The following is a 16,928-nucleotide window of genomic DNA, read 5'->3' on the forward strand; positions in this document are numbered from 1 at the left end:
CCTGGGAAAGCGCGCCGGCGCACGGTGGGCCGGCGCAGCTACCGCTGCAGACCGACGCCACCGTGCACCGACTCACCGTCATCCCGCACGGCACCGTGACCCTCGGCCGGCACCTGATCCGCCTGGGCGCCGCCTACGGCGGCGCCCAGGTCACCGCCCTGGTCAACGGCCCCCAGGTCAGCTTCCACGCCCTCAGCGGCGACCTGATCGGCCAACTGACCCTGAACCCGGCCAAGCGTTACGCCACACTCTGCGCGGCCTAACCGAAGTGCGACACATGTCCTCAGACATCACTGCGACAGAGGTCCGGAGACACGACACGCAGGTTTCCTGCGCTCGCGCACTCCGCTACTCGAGGACGACGTCGTCGCCGCGGCGCACCGCCCGGCGCACGCGGAGCTTCAGGTAGCGGGCGTAGCCCCGGACCAGCTGCGAGTAGCCCGGCGTCGGGCCGTGGTAGCCGAGGAACCCCCGGGGCCCCTCGACCATCTCGCCGGTCCGGACGTCGTAGCGGCTGCGGTGCCAGGGGCAGACCAGGCAGCCCTCGGCATCGAGGGTGCCCTCGGAGAGGTCGGCCAGCTGGTGCCGGCAGCGGCGGGAGACGGCGAAGGGGGCGCCGCCGCGGTTGCCCACCGCCCAGTCCCCCACCCGGCGCACCGCTCCGGGCGGCAGGTCGGCGGCGGGGATGCGGTCGGGCTCGTCGGCCATGTCGGCTCCAGGTCGGGAGGGTGCGCGCGGACCGGCTCCCTACCCGCTCGCGCCCGTCCCAGACCGGGAGCGCGTCGGTAGGGTCGCCGTCGTGGTCCTCCGCCGGTTCGCTGTCGTCCTCGCCGTGGCCGCAGCGGTGGTCCTGACCGGGACGACCGCGCTCGCCGAGCCGCCCGTCGACGTCGTGGGCCAGGTGGACGACCGCGCCGACGTGCTCTCCGACGACGAGCAGTCGGCGGTGGAGGACGCGCTCGAGCAGCTGCAGGTCGACGAGGACATCGAGCTGGTCGTCGTCTTCGTCGACTCCTTCGACGGCCTCGACCGCAGGACCTGGGCCGACGAGAGCGCGACGGCGTCCGGCCTGGACAGCACCGACGTCCTGCTCGCCGTCGCGGTCGAGGACCGGGAGTACGGCTACGCCCTCGGCAGCGACGTCGACGTCACCGAGGACGAGGTCGACGAGTTCGCCGCGTCCGACGTGGAGCCGCTGTTCGGCGACGGGGACTGGGCCGGTGGCGCCGAGCAGTTCGCGGAGGGTCTGGCCGAGGCCAACGGCACCGACTACGGAACGGTGGCCGTGGTCGGCGGGCTGATCGCGCTCGGCGGCGGCGCGTACGTCGTCACCCGGGTGCGCCGGAAGCGGCGGCAGGCGGCGGCACCCGAGGTGACGCGGCTGGAGCGGCCCGACCCGCACGCCGGCGTGCCGACCGACCAGCTGCAGGCCCGGGCCAGCACCGCGCTGCTGGAGCTCGACGAGGCGATCAAGACCTCCCAGCTGGACCTGGACTTCGCCCGGCTGCAGTACGGCGAGGACGCCGTCACCGGGTTCGGCGAGGCGCTCGCGCAGTCCCGGGACGAGCTCACCCGGGCGTTCACGCTGCGGCAGCAGCTGGACGACGAGGTGCCGGAGGACGAGCCGACGACCCGGGCGATGCTCGCCGACATGCTGGCGCTGACGGCGGCGGCCGACGCGCGGCTGGACTCGCAGGCCGAGGAGTTCGACCAGCTGCGCGACCTGGAGAAGAACGCGCCGCAGGCACTGGAGGCGCTGGGCCCGCGGATCACCGCGCTGCACGGGCGGCTGCCCGCCGACGAGCAGCGGATGGCCGAGCTGCAGCGCCGGTACGCCCCGGCGGCGATCGCGCCCGTCGCCGACAACCTCGAGCAGGCCCGCGCCCGGCTGGCCGCCGCCGAGCAGGAGGTCACCGAGGCGCGGACGGCGCTGGACTCCGGCCGGCCCGGGGAGGCCGTCGGCGACCTGCGCGCCGCGGAGGACGCCGTGGTGCAGACCGGGCAGCTGCTGGACGCGATCGGCCGGCTGGCCGCCGACCTGGAGTCCGCGGTGCAGCGCATCCCCGCGGCCCGCGCCGACACCGAGCAGGACCTGGCCGAGGCCCGGGCACTGGTCGCGTCGGGGGACCGCAGCGGCCTGCAGCCGCAGATCGCCCGCGCCGAGGCCGCGATCGGAGCGTCCGACGAGGCGATGGCGGGGGCCGCCGGCGGGCCCGATCCGTTCACGGCGCTGCGCCGCCTGGAGGAGGCCGACATCGCGCTGGAGCAGGCCCTGGGGGCGGCCCGCGACGCCCAGGCGCGGGCCCACCGGGCCGCCGCCGCCCTCGAGCAGACGCTGCTCAACGCCCGCTCGACGATCGCGGCCGCCGGTGACTTCATCGCCACCCGGCGCGGCGCCGTCGGGCCCGAGGCCCGCACCCGGCTGGCGGAGGCGGAGCGGCACCTGCAGGCGGCGACGGGGCTGGCCGGCACCGACCCGGTCGGCGCGCTCCAGGCGGCGCAGCAGGCCGACGCCCTCGCCGCGCAGGCGCTGCAGCGCGCCCAGTCCGACGTCTCCGGCTGGAACTCCGGCTACGGCGGGGGTGGCTACGGCGGCGGGTTCGGCGGCGGCGGGTTCGCCGGGCCCGGGTACGGGCGCGGGCCGGACCTCGGCAGCCTCGTGCTCGGCGGCATCCTCCTCGGGGGCGGCGGCGGGGGCGGGTACCGCGGCGGTTCCTTCGGCGGATCGGGTCGGCGCTCGGGCAGCTTCGGGGGCGGCTCGCGCGGCGGTGGAGGGGGCCGGCGCGGGGGTGGCGGCCGCTTCTAGGCCGCCCCCGGGTTCGAGGCGACGTCCTCCCTCACCGCGGCGCGTCCTCCCGCACGGCGCGCGGTGCGGGAGGACGCGCTCGGATCAGGTCAGCTGATCGTGGCCGGGCCCACCGGCTCGTCGCCGCGCAGCGTCACCCGGTGCATGATCCGGCGGAAGTCGCCGTAGTCCCGGGCGGCGTAGTGCAACGTCGACCGGTTGTCCCACATCGCGACGTCGCCGGGCGACCAGCGGTGCCGCACGATGTGCTCCGGCTTGGTCAGGTGGGCGTAGAACGCGTCGAGCAGGCCGCGGCTCTCCGCCTCGGAGACCCCGGCGATGTGGGACGTGAAGCCCGGGTTGACGAACAGGCTGCGGCGCCCGGTCTCCGGGTGCACCCGGACGACGGGATGCTCCACCGGGGTCAGCCGGGTGTACTCGCCGTCGTCCCATCGGTTCCCGCCCCGCTGGGCCAGGTGGTAGCCCCACTCGCGGTTGCCGTCGTGCACCGCGGTCAGCTGGTCGGCCAGCGCCCGCACCGGCGCCGACAGCGAGGCGTAGGCGGCCTCGGCGTCGGCCCACGAGGTGTCGCCGCCGACGGGCGGCAGCTGGACCGCGCGCAGGATCGAGCCCAGTGGCGGCCGCCGGACGAACGTGACGTCGGTGTGCCAGGTGTCGCCGAAGCCGTTGTCGGCGGCGTCGAGGGCGTAGATCTCCGGGTGCTCCTCGTCCACGCCGCGGACGACGGGGTGCGACGGCGTCAGCTCGCCGAGCCGGCGGCCGAGCCGGACCTGGCTGTCGGGGTCGAGGGCCTGCGCCGGGAAGAACAGCACCTTGTGCGCGGTCAGGGCGGCGCGGACGGCGGCGATCGTGTCGTCGTCGGCGCGGGCAAGCTCGACCCCGAGGACCCGGGCGCCGTGGAACGGCCCGATCGGCTCGACGGTCAGCAGGTCGGTCGGGGCGGTGGCGGTGAGCGTCATGGCGGTCTCCTGCGTCGATCGGTGCGCGGGGTCAGCTGGCGACGGAACGGACGGCGGCCCCGATCTCGGCGCGCAGCGCGGCGTAGCCGGGGAGGCCGCGGAGCTCGTCGGGGGAGAGGCCGGAGCGGGGCAGGTCGACGGGCACGTCGAGCGCGACCGTGCCCGGGGACCGGGTGAGGACGACGACGCGGGTGGCCAGGAAGACCGCCTCGTCGACGCTGTGGGTGACGAACACCGACGTCGTGCCGGCCTCGGCCGACACCCGGCGCAGGTCCTCCTGGAGCCGCTCGCGGGTGAGGGCGTCGAGGGCGGCGAAGGGCTCGTCGAGCAGCAGCAGCGGGGTCGACCCGGCCAGCGCCCGGGCGATGGCGACGCGCTGCTGCTGGCCGCCGGAGATCTCCCAGGTCCGCCGCTGCGCGGTGCCGGCGAGGCCGACGCGGTCCAGCAGCTCGGCGACCCGGGCGGCGCGCTGCTCGCGCGGCACCCCGGCCAGCCGCAGCGCGAGCTCGACGTTGCCGCCGACGGTCCGCCACGGGAGCAGCCGCGCCTGCTGGAAGACGACGCCGGCCTGCCGCCCGGGGCGCGGGACCTCCCCGCCCACCCGGACCTGCCCGCCGGTGGGCCCCTCGAAGCCGGCGATCAGCCGCAGCAGCGTGCTCTTGCCGCAGCCGGAGGGGCCGACCAGCACGAGGAACTCCCCGGCCGGCACCTCCAGCGACACCGGGCCGAGCGCCGGCACCGCGGTCGCGCCGCGACCGTAGGTGTGGGTGACGTCCCGGACCGACAGGGGGGCACCCCCGGCCGGGGCGCGCGCCCCGGCCGGGGGACCGGTGAGCGGACTACTCACCGGTATCGCTCGAGACGTCGTCCTCGAGCCCGTCGGTGTAGATCGCGGCCTGCAGGTCCTCCAGGGAGGGCGCCTCCGGGATCTGCTGCTGGCCGACCAGGAACTCGCCGGCGTCCTGCAGGTTGGCCGCCAGGTTGCCCGGGGCGTCGGGCGTGCCGAGCCACTCGGCGGTGGTCAGCTCGGTGGGGTCGAGGAAGACGCCCTGGCTGAGCTGCTCGGCGGCCTCCTCGGGGCTGATGCCCAGCTGCCGGCCCACGGCCTCGGCCGCGGCATCGGGGTCCTCGGCGATCAGCCGCAGCGCCCGGGCCTGCACCTGGCGCCAGGCCGAGATGGCCTCGGGGTTGGCCTCGATGAACTCGGTCGAGGCGACGCCGAGGTCCAGGGTCGGCTTGCCGTCGCCGGCCAGCTCGCGGCTGGTGATCAGCGTGCTGCCGGTCTGCTGGATCTCCGACAGCGAGGGCAGCCACGTGTAGGCGGCGTCGATGTCGCCGCGGGTCCAGGCGGCGACGATGTCCTGCGGCTGCAGGTCGATCAGGTCGACGTCGGCGGAGTCGACGCCGGCCGCGTCGAGGGCGGCGAGCAGGCTGTAGTGCGAGGTCGAGCTGAACGGCGTCGCCACCTTGTGCCCGACGAGGTCCTCGACGGACTCGATGCCCGTGCCCTCGCGGGCCACCAGGGCCTCGTTGTCACCGGCGACGTCCAGGATCCAGGTGACCTGGTACGGGATGTCCAGCGGCGCGGACAGGCCGCGCGCGACCGGGCTGGAGCCGATCGCGGCGATGTCGACGGAGTCGGCGACGAACGCGGTGTTGATGCTGGCGCCGGAGTCGAACTTGGTCCACTCGATGTCGTACTCGGGCAGCGCGTCCTCCAGCCAGCCCTGGTCCTTCACGATCAGGTCCCCGCTCGGGAAGGCCTGGTAGGCGATGCGGATCGTGCCCGCGCCGCCGCCGTCCCCCTCGGCGGAGTCGCCGTCGTCGCCGCAGGCGGCGACCCCGGTGACGAGGGCGGTCAGGGACAGGGCTGCTGCCAGGCGGCGCCAGCCGCGGGGCGTGCTCATGGGTGTTCCTTCTCTTCGGGGAGGACTCGGCGCCGGACGGCGCCGGGGGATCGGGGGGACGGCGGCGCGGCTCAGCCGCGGCCGCGCCAGGGGACGAGGCGGCGCTCGATCGCGCGGAGCACCCCGTCGATGGCCAGGCCCGAGAGGCCGATGGCGAACAGCCCGAGGATCACGACGTCGGACTGCAGGTAGGTCTGGGCGTCGCGGATCATGCCGCCGATGCCCGGCATCCCGTTGACGGTCTCGGCCGCGACCAGCGACGAGTAGGCGATGCCGACGGCCAGCCGGATGCCGGTGGCGATCTCGGGCAGCGCCGCCGGCAGGACGACGGTCGTGGTGACCTGCCAGCCCCGGGCGCCCATGGCCCGGGCCGCCTCCACCAGCGCGGTCGGCGCGCCGACGACGGCGGCCGCGGTGGCGACTGCCACCGGGGGCATCGCGGCGATCGCCAGCAGCCACACCTTCGGCGACTCGTCGATGCCGAACCAGATGATCAGCAGGCTGAAGTAGGCCAGGGGCGGGAGCGCCCGCACGAACGTCACCCACGGCTCGACCACCACGCGGACCCACGGCAGCGTGCCCATGAGCAGCCCCACCGCGAGGCCGGCCGCGATCCCGAGCACCGACCCGAGGGCGATGCGCTGCAGGCTGATGCCGAGGTGCTCGATGAGCAGGTGGCCCTGGTAGCCGACCGTGCCGTCGTGCGTGGTCGACGTGCGGATCAGCGCGTCCCACACCGCCCGCGGCGAGGGCAGGAGCACCGGGCTCCAGATCCGCAGCGAGTACAGCAGCTGCCACAGCCCCAGCAGGGCCGCGGTGGCCAGCACCCGGACGCCGACGCGGTGCCAGCGGCCGGAGCCGCGGCGGCGCCGGGCCGCGACCGTCGCCGGCTCGACGGTGGCGGTCTCGGAGGCAGGGGCGGAGAGCAGGGCGGACACGGTGGGCTCCTGGTGGCGGACGACGGCACGGGGGGACGTCGCGAGGGGGTGTCCGCAGGCGGGGCGGACGCGGGGGCCGGGTCAGGAGCGGCGACAGAGCGCGCTGGCGACGCGCGCGTGGTCGATCGTGCGGCGGGAGGTGAGCGGGCAGGGGGTCATGCGGCGCTCCTCTCCTCACTCGGCGGGGCGGACACCCCGGGAATCGACGACCGCGGACGTTAGGCCGCGATGATCCATCCCGTCAATCCCGATCGGCTTGATGTGGTTTGCTCCACACGATCTCCCGTCCCCTCCCCGCCCGAGGCCGCCGTGCAGTTCTCCTGGTTCCTGCCCACCCGCGGCGACGGCCGCGCCGTCAACCCGGTGACGACGGCGCGCGGCTCCGACGCCGCCGCGCTGAGCCGCCGCCCCACCCTGGAGTACCTGACCTCCGTGGCCCGGGCCGCGGAGCAGTCGGGGTTCGAGGCGGTGCTGACGCCGGTCGGGTCCGGCTGCGAGGACCCCTGGGTGGTGTGCGGGGCGCTGGCCGCGCTCACCGACCGGCTGCACTTCCTCGTCGCCTTCCGCCCCGGCTTCACGCTGCCCACGCTGGCGGCCCAGCAGGCGGCCACCTTCCAGCGGCTGTCGGGCAACCGGCTGCGGCTCAACGTGGTCACCGGCGGCGACCCGGTGGAGCAGCGTGCCTACGGTGACTTCCTCGACCACGACGCGCGCTACGCCCGGGCCGGCGAGTTCCTCGAGGTGCTGCGCGGGTGCCTCGCCGGGCGGTCGGTGGACTTCGCGGGCGAGCACTTCCGCGTGGAGGGGGGCGGGCTGGCCGAGCCGCCGGCCGTCGTCCCGCCCGTCTACCTGGGCGGTGCCTCCGCCCCGGCGGAGGACGTGACGGCCCGGTTCGTCGACACCTACCTGACGTGGGGCGAGCCGCCGGCGCAGGTCGCCGTCCGGCTGGACCGGGTGCGGGAGAAGGCGGCGGCCGTGGGCCGCGCGCTGCGCTTCGGGCTGCGGATCCACGTCGTCAGCCGGGACACCCCGGAGGAGGCCTGGGCCGAGGCCGATCGGATGCTCGCGCAGATGTCCCCGGCGGCCATCGCCGCGGCCCAGCAGCGCTTCGCCCGGATGGACTCGGTCGGGCAGGCCCGGATGACGGCGCTGCACGGCGGGACGGCGGGCGAGGGCGCCCGGTCGCTGGAGATCGCGCCGAACCTCTGGGCGGGCATCGGCCTGGTCCGCGAGGGGGCGGCGACCGCGCTGGTGGGCAGCCACGAGCAGGTGGCCGAGCGGATCGCCGAGTACGCGGCGCTCGGGTTCGACGAGTTCGTCCTGTCGGGCTGGCCGCACCTGGAGGAGGCCTGGCGGGTGGGGGAGGAGGTGCTCCCGCTGCTCGGGGCGGCGTCGCGCGCGGCCTGAGGCGCAGGTCCCTGGGAATCGTCGGACCCCGATGGCAGCGTGACCTCCCCCACCCCGGAGGAGGAGCGATGCCCACTCGGACCACCCCCTGGCCGGCCGGCACGCCGTGCTGGATCGACTACGGCGCCACCGACGTCGACGCGGCGCGGGAGTTCTACGGCCGGCTGCTCGGCTGGACGTTCACCGGCGGCGACCCCGAGTACGGGGGCTACCTGAACGCACTTCGCGACGGCGGCCCGGCGGCGGGCATGGGCCCGTTGACGAACCCCGACGACGCGCCGGGCTGGACGGTCTACGTCGCGACCGACGACTCCGCCGCGACGGTCGAGGCCATCCGCGGGGCCGGTGGCGCCGTCGTCGTCGAGCCGATGGAGATCGGGCCGCTGGGCACCATGACGATCGCGGCCGACCCGCAGGGGAACGCCTTCGGGCTGTGGCAGTCCGGCGAGCACACCGGCGTGCGGGTGTTCAACGAGCCCGGGTCGCTGGTGTGGGAGGAGGCCGCGGTCGAGGACGTCGCCGCCGCACGGGCGTTCTACACCGCCGTGTTCGGCTACCGCTTCGACGAGATCCCCGACATGGGCGGCTATGCCACGTTCGCCACCGATGACCGTCCGCTCGGCGGCCTCGGCCCGGTGCAGCCCGGGCTGCCGAAGGGCTGGGCGGTCTGCTTCGGCGTCTCCTCGACCGACGACACGGTGGCCGCGGTCGAGGCGCGGGGCGGAAAGGTGCTGCACCCGGCGGAGGACACCGAGTTCGGCCGGTTCGCCGTCGTCGAGGACCCGTGGGGCGCGGCGTTCTCCGTCATGGAATGACAGGATCCCGTCCTCCTCGCCCCTCGCGCGCTCGGGGCGAGCCTCGGGACGGGGCCGAGAGCGCGTGACTACCTGAGCTGGCCGTAGACGTGCTCGGGCCGGAACCGGACGACCAGCCGGCGCTCGGCGACCATCGCCGCGCGGAACTCGTCCCAGTCGGGGTGCTCGCCGCCGACCCCGCGGTAGTAGGCGACGAGCTCCTCGACCGTGGCGTCGTGCGGGTCCGTGGCGACGGGGGTGAGGTCGGCCGTGCCCTCGACGGCCACCCAGCCCCAGAAGTCGTCGGAGGAGACGTGCAGCGTCACCCGGGGGTCGCGCTCGAGGTTGCGGGTCTTGGCCCGGTCGGCGGTCACCGACACCCGGAACAGCTGCCGGTCGGCGTCGTAGGCGTACCCGACGTTGGACAGCTGCGGGCGGCCGTCCCGCTTGACGGTGGCCAGCACGCCCCACTTCCGGCCGGCGACGAACTCGAGCAGGCGCGGGTCGACGGTCACGGGAGAACTCCTTCGAGGGGTGGGGGGAGGGGGGCGTCGCTCAGCGTTCCCTGCCGCGGGCCTTGAGCGGGACCGGCGGGAGCACGGGCGCGGCGAGCCGCGGGCCGTCGTAGCCGACGACGGCGCCGAACCGCTCGTGCTCGGCGTTCCACTGCTCGGCGAAGGCGGCGATCTCCTCGCCCGAGCGGCCGACGAAGTTCCACCACATCACCAGCTGCTCCTCGAAGGGCTCGCCGCCCAGCAGCAGCAGCTTCGTGGGGGCCTCGCTGCGCACCCGGACGGTGCGGCGTCCGGTGCCGAGGTACAGCAGCTGGCCGTGCCCGAGCGGCGCTCCCTCGACCTCGGCGCCGCCCGAGGCCCCGAGCAGCGCGTACTCGAAGTCCGGCTCCAGGGCGAGCTCGACGTCGGCCCCCGCGCCCAGTTCCAGGTCGGCGCCGACCAGCGCGCTGTGCGCGGTGCCGGGCGAGGTCGCCCCGCCGAGGGACCCCATGAGCACGGTCGCCGTCAACCCGTCGGAGGTGAACCCGGGAAGGACGGCGTGGTGCTCGAAGGTGGGTGCGGTGTCCCGCGCGGCCTCGGGCAGCGCCACCCACAGCTGCGCGCCGTGCAGATAGCGCGGGTGGGCGACCGGCGACTGCTCGGAGTGGGCGATGCCGTGCCCGGCGGTCATCAGCGCGAGCTCGCCCGGGCCGAACTCCACGTCGCTGCCCAGGGAGTCGCGGTGGTGCACCCGCCCCTGCAGCAGCCAGGAGACGGTCTGCAGGCCGGTGTGCGGGTGCGGCGCCACCTGCATGCCCGCCCCGGCGGCGACGTCGTCCGGGCCGTAGTGGTCGACGAACGCCCAGGCGCCGACCAGCCGGCGCCCGAGGGTGGGCAGCAGCCGGCGCACGCGGGTGCTCTCGCCCAGCCGGACCTCCTTGGCCGGCAGCAGCTCCAGCACCGGGCGGGGCGCGGTCGCCGCCAGGCCGCCCAGTTCGCGGGCGGCCGGGCGGCGGTCGAGGTTGCTCATGGCGATGCCCCTCCGTGGTCTTCCGTGCCCGGCGTCAGGCGCCCGGCGTGCCGTCGGTCTCGCCCCGGACGGCGCCGTGCGGAACGGGCTCCGCCGGGACGGACCCGAGCCGGCCGGCCTGGAAGTCGGTGAAGGCGTCCATGACCTCCTGCCGGGTGTTCATGACGAACGGCCCGTACATGGCGATCGGCTCGCGAATCGGCAGGCCGCCGAGGATCACGACGTCGAGCGCCGGCGTCCGCGACTCCTGCTGCTTCGCGCCGCTGACGGTGATCGTGTCTCCCGGGCCGAAGACGGCGAGCTGACCGGTGCGCACGGGCTGCCCGTCGACGCCGACCGAGCCCGCGCCGCTGAGCACGTAGACCAGGGCGTTGAAGTCCGGGCGCCACGGCAGGTCGAGCGTCGCTCCGGGCGCGATGGTCGCGTGCACCATGGCCATGGGGCTGTACGTCGAGCCGGGGCCCTTGTGGACGACGGAGCGGCCGGCGTCCGGGAGCTCTCCCGCGATGACGCGCAGGAAGGCGCCGGCGTCGGGGCTCGCCAGCAGCGCCGCCTGCTCGGCGCGCAGGTCCTGGTAGCGCGGCTCCGCCCACTTCTGGGCGCGGGGGAGGTTCACCCACAGCTGCAGCCCGTGGAAGAGGCCGCCGCTGGCGACCAGCGCCTCCGGGGGCTTCTCGATGTGCAGGAGCCCGCTGCCGGCGGTCATCCACTGGGTGTCGCCGTTGCTGATCGTGCCGCCCCCGCCGTGGGAGTCGGAGTGCTCGAAGGTGCCGTCGATGATGTAGGTGACGGTCTCGAAGCCGCGGTGCGGGTGCCAGGAGGTGCCCTTCGGCTCGCCCGGCGCGTACTCGACCTCGCCCATCTGGTCCATGTGGATGAAGGGGTCCAGGTCGCGCAGGTCCACGCCGGCGAAGGCGCGCCGGACCGGGAAGCCCTCTCCCTCGAAGCCCGACGGCGCCGTCGTCACCGAGCGGACCCGGCGGCGGACGGTCCCCGGGGCGGGCGCGGGGACGCGGGGGAGGGTGGTGGTGTCCTCGACGGTGATGGCGGGCATCTCGGTCTCCTTGAGTTGAGAGCTCAACTACCTGTGGTCACCCTAGCGCCCCGGGGCACGGTTGTGTTCCCGCCGGGACGTCTCGAGTGTCCCGCGCGCGCCCCGGCCCCCGAACGCGGGCCTTCGCGCGCGAAAGTCCCTGGCAGGCGTCAAGGTGGAGCGCGTGCCGACCCCGCTGCTCGCCGACCTGCCCGCCCGGGAGGGCTGCCCCAAGCACATGGTCTTCGGCCCCTGCGGAGGGGTCCGCGCCGACGAGCGGTGCGAGGTCGCCGAGCACCGCTGCGTCTTCGTCGACGAGCCGGCGATGCCGTGGCCCGACGAGCCGCCGCCCGCGCCCGCGCCCCGGCCCGGCAGCCTCCTGGACCGCGCCGCCTCCGGCCCCGTCGTGCTCACCGACCTCTCCGTCGTCCCGTACGACCCGCAGTCGCTGCGCCGGGTGGTGGACGTGCTGGCGCCGGTCTCCGACGGCCTGCTGGTGGGCGAGCACGCCAACCGGCCGGACTTCCCCCCGGCCGTCGTGGCCGCCGAGGTGCACGCGGCCGGCGGGCGGCTGTGGACGACGCTGGCCTGCCGCGACCGCAACCGCGTGGTGCTCGAGCAGGAGGTCGCCGGTCTGGCCGCGCTCGAGGTGGACGGCGTCCTGTGCGTCACCGGCGACGCCCGCGGCCCCGGCGTCCGGTCGGGCGCCACGCAGGTGTTCGACCTCGACGGGCCCCGGCTGGCCGCGCTGGCCACCGCGGCCGGGCTGAACGTCGCCGTCCCGGAGTCGCCGGCCGCCCCGCCCGTGGACCTGCGGCCGGCCCGCGTGGCGCAGAAGCAGCGCGCCGGCGCGCAGCTGTGCGTGCTCAACCACGTGCGGACACCGGCGGAGGTCGCCCGCTTCGTCGCCGCCGCGCGGGCCGCGGGTGCGACCCTGCCGTTCGTCGCCGGGGTCGCCGTCTACACCGACGAGCGCTCGGCCCGGGTGCTGCAACGATTCCCCGGTCTCTACCTGGACGACGACGCCGTCGAGCGGGTGCTGGCCGCGGCCGATCCGCGCGAGGCGGGGATCGCCGTCGCCGTGGCCGAGGCCCGGGCGCTGCTGGCGATCGACGGCGTGGCCGGGGTGAACCTGTCCGGGCTCGCGTCGGCCGACGGCGAGGACGAGGGAGCGCAGGTCAAGGCCGAGGTGGCCGCCCGGATCCGGGGAGAGCGCACGGGGGAGGAGTCCGGTGGTTGAGCTGCCCGACGAGGCGATGGAGGTCGAGTTCGACACCGTCGCCGGCTGGACCGAACGGGCGGTCCGGACGCTGGGCCCCGAGTACGCCGTCCCGGCCGGGTGCCGCGGCAGCGGCAGCGAGAGCGCGCTGCGGTGGCTGGCCGACGGCCTGGAGCTCTCCGCCGGCAGCCGGATGCTCGACGACGGCGCCGGCGTGGGCGGCCCGGCCGGCTGGCTCGCCGCCGAGCGCGGGGTGCGCGCGGTCTGCGCCGAGCCGATGGTCGGCGCCGTGCAGGCCGCGCGCCGCCTGTTCCACCTGCCCGCGGTCGTCGCGGTCGGCCAGGAGCTGCCCTTCGCCGACGGGTCGTTCGACGCGGCGTGGTCCCTCGGCGTGCTCTGCACCATCCCGGACAAGGCCGCGGCGCTCGCGGAGCTGCGCCGGGTCCTGGCGCCCGGCGGGCGGGCGGGGCTGCTCGTCTTCGTCGCCGTCGCGCCGCTGACCCCGCCGCTGCCCGACGGCAACGAGTTCCCGACCGAGGAGGAGCTGGCCGGCCTGATCGCCGGCGCCGGGCTGCGGCTGGAGCGGGCCGGACGGGCCGATCTGTCCGCCAGCCCGCCCGAGTGGCTCGAGCGCGCGGCCGCCGTCGACGCGGAGATCGAGCGCCGGCACGGCTCCGACGAGCGGTGGGCCCTGGCGCAGGAGCAGTCGGGCCGGGTCGGCCGGCTGCTCGCCGACGGCGAGCTGGTGCCCTGGCTGGGCATCGCCACCGCGCGGTGAGGGAACTGCGCCCGAAACGCGCGGGACACACGGCCGAACTAGCGTCCCCGCGCATGGCGGACCTCTTCGACGGCTATCCGCTCGGGCAGCAGTGGGACGAGATGTTCGGGACGCCGGGCCAGCCGCGGCCGGCCTACGCCGGGCTGTTCACCTCGCTGCAGCCGATGGCGGGGGAGGAGCTCTCCGCGCGGGCGGACCTGCTGTCGCAGACCTACCGCGACGCGGGCGTCACCTTCGCCCACGCCGGCGAGGAGCAGCCGTTCCCGCTCGACATCGTCCCCCGGGTCATCGGCGCCGAGGAGTGGGACGTCATCGAGCGCGGCGTCGCCCAGCGGGTGCTGGCGCTGGAGGCGTTCCTGGCCGACGTCTACGGCGCCGGTGAGGTCTTCGCCGACCGGATCGTGCCGCGCAGCGTCGTCACCACCAGCGCGCACTTCCACCGCCAGGCCCACGGGCTCGTGCCGCCCAACGGCGTGCGGGTCCACGTCTCCGGCATCGACCTGGTCCGCGACGAGGCCGGCGACTTCCGGGTGCTGGAGGACAACCTGCGCTCGCCGTCGGGGGTCAGCTACGTCATCACCAACCGGGCGGCGATGAGCCAGGTGCTGCCCGAGCTGTTCGCCGACCACCGCATCCAGCCCGTCGACGACTACCCGACCCGCCTGCTGGCCGCGCTGAAGGCCTCGGCGCCGGCGAACGTGGCCGACCCGACCGTCGTCGTCCTCACCCCGGGCGTCTACAACTCCGCGTACTTCGAGCACGCGCTGCTCGCCCGCCAGATGGGGGTCGAGCTGGTCGAGGGCCGGGACCTGGTGTCCGCGGGCAACCAGGTCAGCATGCGGACGACGGACGGCCAGCGCCGCGTCGACGTCATCTACCGGCGCATCGACGACGAGTTCCTCGACCCGGTGCATTTCCGGCCCGACTCCGTCATCGGCTGCGCCGGCCTGCTCAACGCCGCCCGCGCCGGCCGGGTGACCATCGCCAACGCCGTCGGCAACGGGGTGGCCGACGACAAGCTGCTCTACACGTGGGTGCCCGACCTGGTGCGCTACTACCTGAACGAGGAGCCGGTGCTGGCCAACGCCGACACCTACCGGCTCGACGACGCCGACACCGTCCAGTGGGTGCTGGAGCGGCTCGACCAGCTGGTGCTCAAGCCCGTCGACGGCTCGGGCGGCAAGGGCATCGTCATCGGCCCGCGCGCCGACGAGCGGACACTGACCGACCTCGCCGTGAAGGTGCGCGCCCGGCCCCGGGACTGGATCGCGCAGAAGCCGATCGGGCTGTCCACCTGCCCCACGCTGATCGGCGGGCGGATCGCGCCCCGGCACGTGGATCTCCGCCCGTTCGCGATCAACGACGGCTCGAAGGTGTGGGTGCTGCCCGGCGGCCTGACCCGGGTCGCGCTGCCCGAGGGGGAGCTGGTCGTCAACTCCAGCCAGGGCGGCGGCTCCAAGGACACCTGGGTGCTCAGCCACCCGCGGCCGGCCGGTGAGCCCGGTCCCGGGCGCCCGGAGTCGACCCGCATCGAGTTCACCGCCGCCGACCTCCCCGACGAGCCCCCGGCGCAGGACCCCGGCCCGCTCAACGACACCGTCGTCGGCCAGTCCCAGCAGCAGCAGCAGTCGCGGTTCGGCCCCCTGCAGGGGCCCGCTGCGAGCTTGCGGGCAGTGGGGGGCAGGGGGTCCTTCACATGCTGAGCCGCATCGCCGAGTCGCTGTTCTGGATCGGCCGCTACGTCGAGCGCGCCGACGACACCGCCCGGATCCTCGACGTGCACACCCAGCGGCTGGTCGAGGACCCGTGGATCGACGAGCGGCGGGCCTGCGCCAACCTGCTCGCGCTGATGGGCTCGCCCTGCGACGAGGACGACGCCGACACCGAGCGGGTGCTGGACACCCTGGCCTTCGAGCGGGACAGCCCCAGCTCGATCGTCGGGGCCCTGTCGGCGGCCCGGGAGAACGCACGCGGCGCCCGGGAGGTGCTCTCCGGGGAGATCTGGGAGTCGCTCAACGTCACCCACAACGCCCTGCCCCAGCAGCGGACGATGGCGCGCCGGTACGGGCCGCACTCGCTGTTCCGGTTCGTCCGCGAGCGGTCGGCGATGGTGTTCGGCCTGGCCGACTCGACGATGAGCCGCGACGAGAGCTGGCTGTTCCTCGTGCTGGGCCGCTCGCTGGAGCGGGTCGACATGACCGCCCGGATCATCTCCACCCGCGTGATGGCCGGTGACGCGGCGCCGTCCTGGACGCTCGTGCTGCGCTCCACCGGCGCCTACGAGCCCTACCTGCGCACCTACCGCGGGGTGGTGGACTCCAGCCGGGCGGCGGAGTTCCTGCTGCTGGACCGCCTGTTCCCGCGGTCGGTGTTCGCCGCGCTGGACCAGGCGGAGAGCTGCCTGGCCGAGCTGGAGCGCAGCACCGTCCGCGACGCGACCCGGATCGGCGTGGCCGGCGAGGCGCACCGCATCGTCGGCCGGGCCCGGACCCTGCTGGAATTCATGAGCACCCCCGAGCTGCTGTCCCGGCTGCCCGCCCGGCTGGAGGAGCTGCAGCGCACCTGCTCGGCGGCCAGCGCCGCGGTCAGCAGCCGCTTCTTCACCGAGCAGGCGCCGCAGGTCTGGGTGCCGGAGGGCGTGGCATGAGCCCGCAGCAGACGCAGACGCAGACCGGGTCTGCGCAGCCGGACGGGCCCGCGCCGTCCCGGTGGCGGCTGCAGGTGGTGCACCGCAGCCGGTTCTCCTACGGCGGGCCGGTCCGCTCGTCCTACAACGAGGCCCGGCTGACCCCGGAGAACGGCGGCCGGCAGACGACGCTGCGCTCCCGGGTGGAGATCGAGCCGGCGGCCACCGCCTTCACCTACCGCGACTACTGGGGCTCCACGGTCACCGCCTTCGACCTCCACACCCCGCACGAGGAGCTGGTGGTCACCGGCACCTCGATCGTCGAGGCCGGGCCCGAGCCGGTCGGGCACGAGCACGTCGGCTGGGAGGTGCTGCGGGGGGCGGAGGTCCGCGACCAGTACGGCGAGCTGCTGGTGCCGACCCGGCTGACCAACGTGGACGCCGAGGTGGGCGCGCAGGCCCGGGAGGTGGCCGGCGACCTGCCGCCCCACGAGGCCGCCGCCGCGGTCTGCCGCTTCGTGAACGGGCACATGGAGTACCTGTCGGGCGCCACCCACGTGAAGACGACGGCGATGCAGGCCTGGCGGCACCGCAAGGGCGTCTGCCAGGACATCTCGCACGTCACCGTGGGCATGCTGCGCGCGCTCGGGCTGCCCGCGCGCTACGTCTCCGGGTACCTGCACCCCAAGCGCGACGCCGTGGTGGGGCAGACCGTGACCGGCGAGAGCCACGCCTGGGTGGAGTGGTGGGACGGCGGCTGGTGCGCCTTCGACCCGACCAACTCCGTCGAGGTCGGGACCCGGCACGTGACGCTGGGCCGCGGCCGCGACTACGGCGACGTCTCCCCGTTCCGCGGCATCTTCTCCGGAGCGGGAAGCGAGGGGCACACCGTCTCGGTCGAGGTCACCCGCCTCGCCTGAGGCCCCGGGGCAGAAGC

17 protein-coding genes are annotated in these 16,928 nt (G+C 75.4%); 9 read left to right on the forward strand and 8 right to left on the reverse strand.

The genetic code is table 11. The annotated features are described in order from the left end of the window. The coding region (locus tag BMY88_RS20735) for a hypothetical protein (protein ID WP_428978327.1) at positions 1 to 263 on the forward strand (263 nt) is incomplete at its 5' end. 85 nt (positions 264 to 348) lie between these two features. On the opposite strand, the gene BMY88_RS20740 is transcribed toward BMY88_RS20735, so the two are convergent. Beyond that, positions 349 to 708 (reverse strand): Rieske (2Fe-2S) protein, encoded by a 360-nt coding sequence (locus tag BMY88_RS20740; RefSeq protein ID WP_091948369.1) that lies wholly within the window; start codon positions 706 to 708, stop codon positions 349 to 351. Between the two features lie 91 nt (positions 709 to 799). Between BMY88_RS20740 and BMY88_RS24750 the strand changes: the two genes are divergently transcribed. After that, positions 800 to 2,806: a TPM domain-containing protein gene (locus BMY88_RS24750; protein WP_280138751.1), complete on the forward strand. Its 2,007-nt coding sequence runs from the start codon at positions 800 to 802 to the stop codon at positions 2,804 to 2,806. 89 nt (positions 2,807 to 2,895) lie between these two features. Here BMY88_RS24750 and BMY88_RS20750 read toward each other — a convergent pair whose 3' ends face one another. The 4 genes from BMY88_RS20750 to BMY88_RS20765 form a co-directional block, all read right to left on the reverse strand. Further along, entirely contained in the window at positions 2,896 to 3,765 is an 870-nt protein-coding gene (locus BMY88_RS20750; protein ID WP_091948375.1) for a TauD/TfdA dioxygenase family protein, read from the reverse strand. A gap of 31 nt (positions 3,766 to 3,796) precedes the next feature. Next, the gene (locus BMY88_RS20755) at positions 3,797 to 4,612 is read right to left on the reverse strand and encodes an ABC transporter ATP-binding protein (protein ID WP_091948379.1); all 816 of its coding nucleotides are present in this window, start codon (positions 4,610 to 4,612) and stop codon (positions 3,797 to 3,799) included. Continuing rightward, entirely contained in the window at positions 4,605 to 5,672 is a 1,068-nt protein-coding gene (locus tag BMY88_RS20760; RefSeq protein ID WP_091948382.1) for a taurine ABC transporter substrate-binding protein, read from the reverse strand. The genes BMY88_RS20755 and BMY88_RS20760 overlap by 8 nt, the downstream gene beginning before the upstream one ends. Positions 5,673 to 5,743: 71 nt before the next feature. Beyond that, positions 5,744 to 6,610, reverse strand: a complete 867-nt coding sequence (locus tag BMY88_RS20765; protein WP_139220544.1) for an ABC transporter permease — start codon at positions 6,608 to 6,610, stop codon at positions 5,744 to 5,746. A gap of 309 nt (positions 6,611 to 6,919) precedes the next feature. On the opposite strand from BMY88_RS20765, the gene BMY88_RS20770 reads away from it, so the two are divergent. Then, entirely contained in the window at positions 6,920 to 8,017 is a 1,098-nt protein-coding gene (locus BMY88_RS20770) for an LLM class flavin-dependent oxidoreductase (protein WP_211435761.1), read from the forward strand. Between the two features lie 68 nt (positions 8,018 to 8,085). Further along, entirely contained in the window at positions 8,086 to 8,832 is a 747-nt protein-coding gene (locus BMY88_RS20775) for a VOC family protein (protein WP_091948389.1), read from the forward strand. Positions 8,833 to 8,900: 68 nt separating this feature from the next. Here BMY88_RS20775 and BMY88_RS20780 read toward each other — a convergent pair whose 3' ends face one another. The 3 genes from BMY88_RS20780 to BMY88_RS20790 are packed head-to-tail and all read right to left on the reverse strand — an operon-like array spanning position 8,901 to position 11,389. Then, entirely contained in the window at positions 8,901 to 9,326 is a 426-nt protein-coding gene (locus BMY88_RS20780) for a PPOX class F420-dependent oxidoreductase (RefSeq protein ID WP_091948392.1), read from the reverse strand. Positions 9,327 to 9,366: 40 nt separating this feature from the next. Beyond that, entirely contained in the window at positions 9,367 to 10,335 is a 969-nt protein-coding gene (locus BMY88_RS20785) for a pirin family protein (protein ID WP_091948395.1), read from the reverse strand. A 34-nt stretch (positions 10,336 to 10,369) separates the two neighbouring features. Continuing rightward, positions 10,370 to 11,389, reverse strand: a complete 1,020-nt coding sequence (locus BMY88_RS20790) for a pirin family protein (RefSeq protein WP_091948398.1) — start codon at positions 11,387 to 11,389, stop codon at positions 10,370 to 10,372. A gap of 163 nt (positions 11,390 to 11,552) precedes the next feature. On the opposite strand from BMY88_RS20790, the gene BMY88_RS20795 reads away from it, so the two are divergent. From BMY88_RS20795 to BMY88_RS20815, 5 genes are read left to right on the forward strand one after another with little or no spacing between them, the layout of a single operon-like run. Next, positions 11,553 to 12,608 (forward strand): methylenetetrahydrofolate reductase C-terminal domain-containing protein, encoded by a 1,056-nt coding sequence (locus BMY88_RS20795; protein ID WP_244524824.1) that lies wholly within the window; start codon positions 11,553 to 11,555, stop codon positions 12,606 to 12,608. Then, on the forward strand, positions 12,601 to 13,365 hold the full coding sequence (locus BMY88_RS20800) for a class I SAM-dependent methyltransferase (RefSeq protein WP_244524825.1): 765 nt from the start codon (positions 12,601 to 12,603) through the stop codon (positions 13,363 to 13,365). Before BMY88_RS20795 ends, BMY88_RS20800 begins: the two co-directional genes overlap by 8 nt. Positions 13,366 to 13,418: 53 nt before the next feature. Then, positions 13,419 to 15,068 (forward strand): circularly permuted type 2 ATP-grasp protein, encoded by a 1,650-nt coding sequence (locus tag BMY88_RS20805; RefSeq protein ID WP_091948401.1) that lies wholly within the window; start codon positions 13,419 to 13,421, stop codon positions 15,066 to 15,068. After that, complete coding sequence (locus tag BMY88_RS20810; protein ID WP_091948404.1) at positions 15,062 to 16,012, forward strand: alpha-E domain-containing protein; 951 nt, start codon at positions 15,062 to 15,064, stop codon at positions 16,010 to 16,012. The genes BMY88_RS20805 and BMY88_RS20810 overlap by 7 nt, the downstream gene beginning before the upstream one ends. After that, a complete protein-coding gene (locus BMY88_RS20815) occupies positions 16,009 to 16,911 on the forward strand; it encodes a transglutaminase family protein (protein ID WP_091948407.1) in 903 nt (300 codons plus the stop codon). Before BMY88_RS20810 ends, BMY88_RS20815 begins: the two co-directional genes overlap by 4 nt. Positions 16,912 to 16,928 lie beyond the last annotated feature (17 nt).

Origin of the sequence: Trujillonella endophytica, assembly GCF_900110555.1 — a bacterium.
In the GTDB taxonomy this organism is placed as follows: Bacteria; Actinomycetota; Actinomycetes; order Mycobacteriales; family Geodermatophilaceae; genus Trujillonella; species Trujillonella endophytica.

Coding starts and splice junctions, on each gene's coding strand:
- BMY88_RS20790 (WP_091948398.1), bottom strand. CDS start 11,389: ATGCCCGCCATCACCGTCGAGGACACCACCACCCTCCCCCGCGTCCCC.
- BMY88_RS20815 (WP_091948407.1), top strand. CDS start 16,009: ATGAGCCCGCAGCAGACGCAGACGCAGACCGGGTCTGCGCAGCCGGAC.
- BMY88_RS20760 (WP_091948382.1), bottom strand. CDS start 5,672: ATGAGCACGCCCCGCGGCTGGCGCCGCCTGGCAGCAGCCCTGTCCCTG.
- BMY88_RS20810 (WP_091948404.1), top strand. CDS start 15,062: ATGCTGAGCCGCATCGCCGAGTCGCTGTTCTGGATCGGCCGCTACGTC.
- BMY88_RS20740 (WP_091948369.1), bottom strand. CDS start 708: ATGGCCGACGAGCCCGACCGCATCCCCGCCGCCGACCTGCCGCCCGGA.
- BMY88_RS20775 (WP_091948389.1), top strand. CDS start 8,086: ATGCCCACTCGGACCACCCCCTGGCCGGCCGGCACGCCGTGCTGGATC.
- BMY88_RS20785 (WP_091948395.1), bottom strand. CDS start 10,335: ATGAGCAACCTCGACCGCCGCCCGGCCGCCCGCGAACTGGGCGGCCTG.
- BMY88_RS20750 (WP_091948375.1), bottom strand. CDS start 3,765: ATGACGCTCACCGCCACCGCCCCGACCGACCTGCTGACCGTCGAGCCG.
- BMY88_RS20805 (WP_091948401.1), top strand. CDS start 13,419: ATGGCGGACCTCTTCGACGGCTATCCGCTCGGGCAGCAGTGGGACGAG.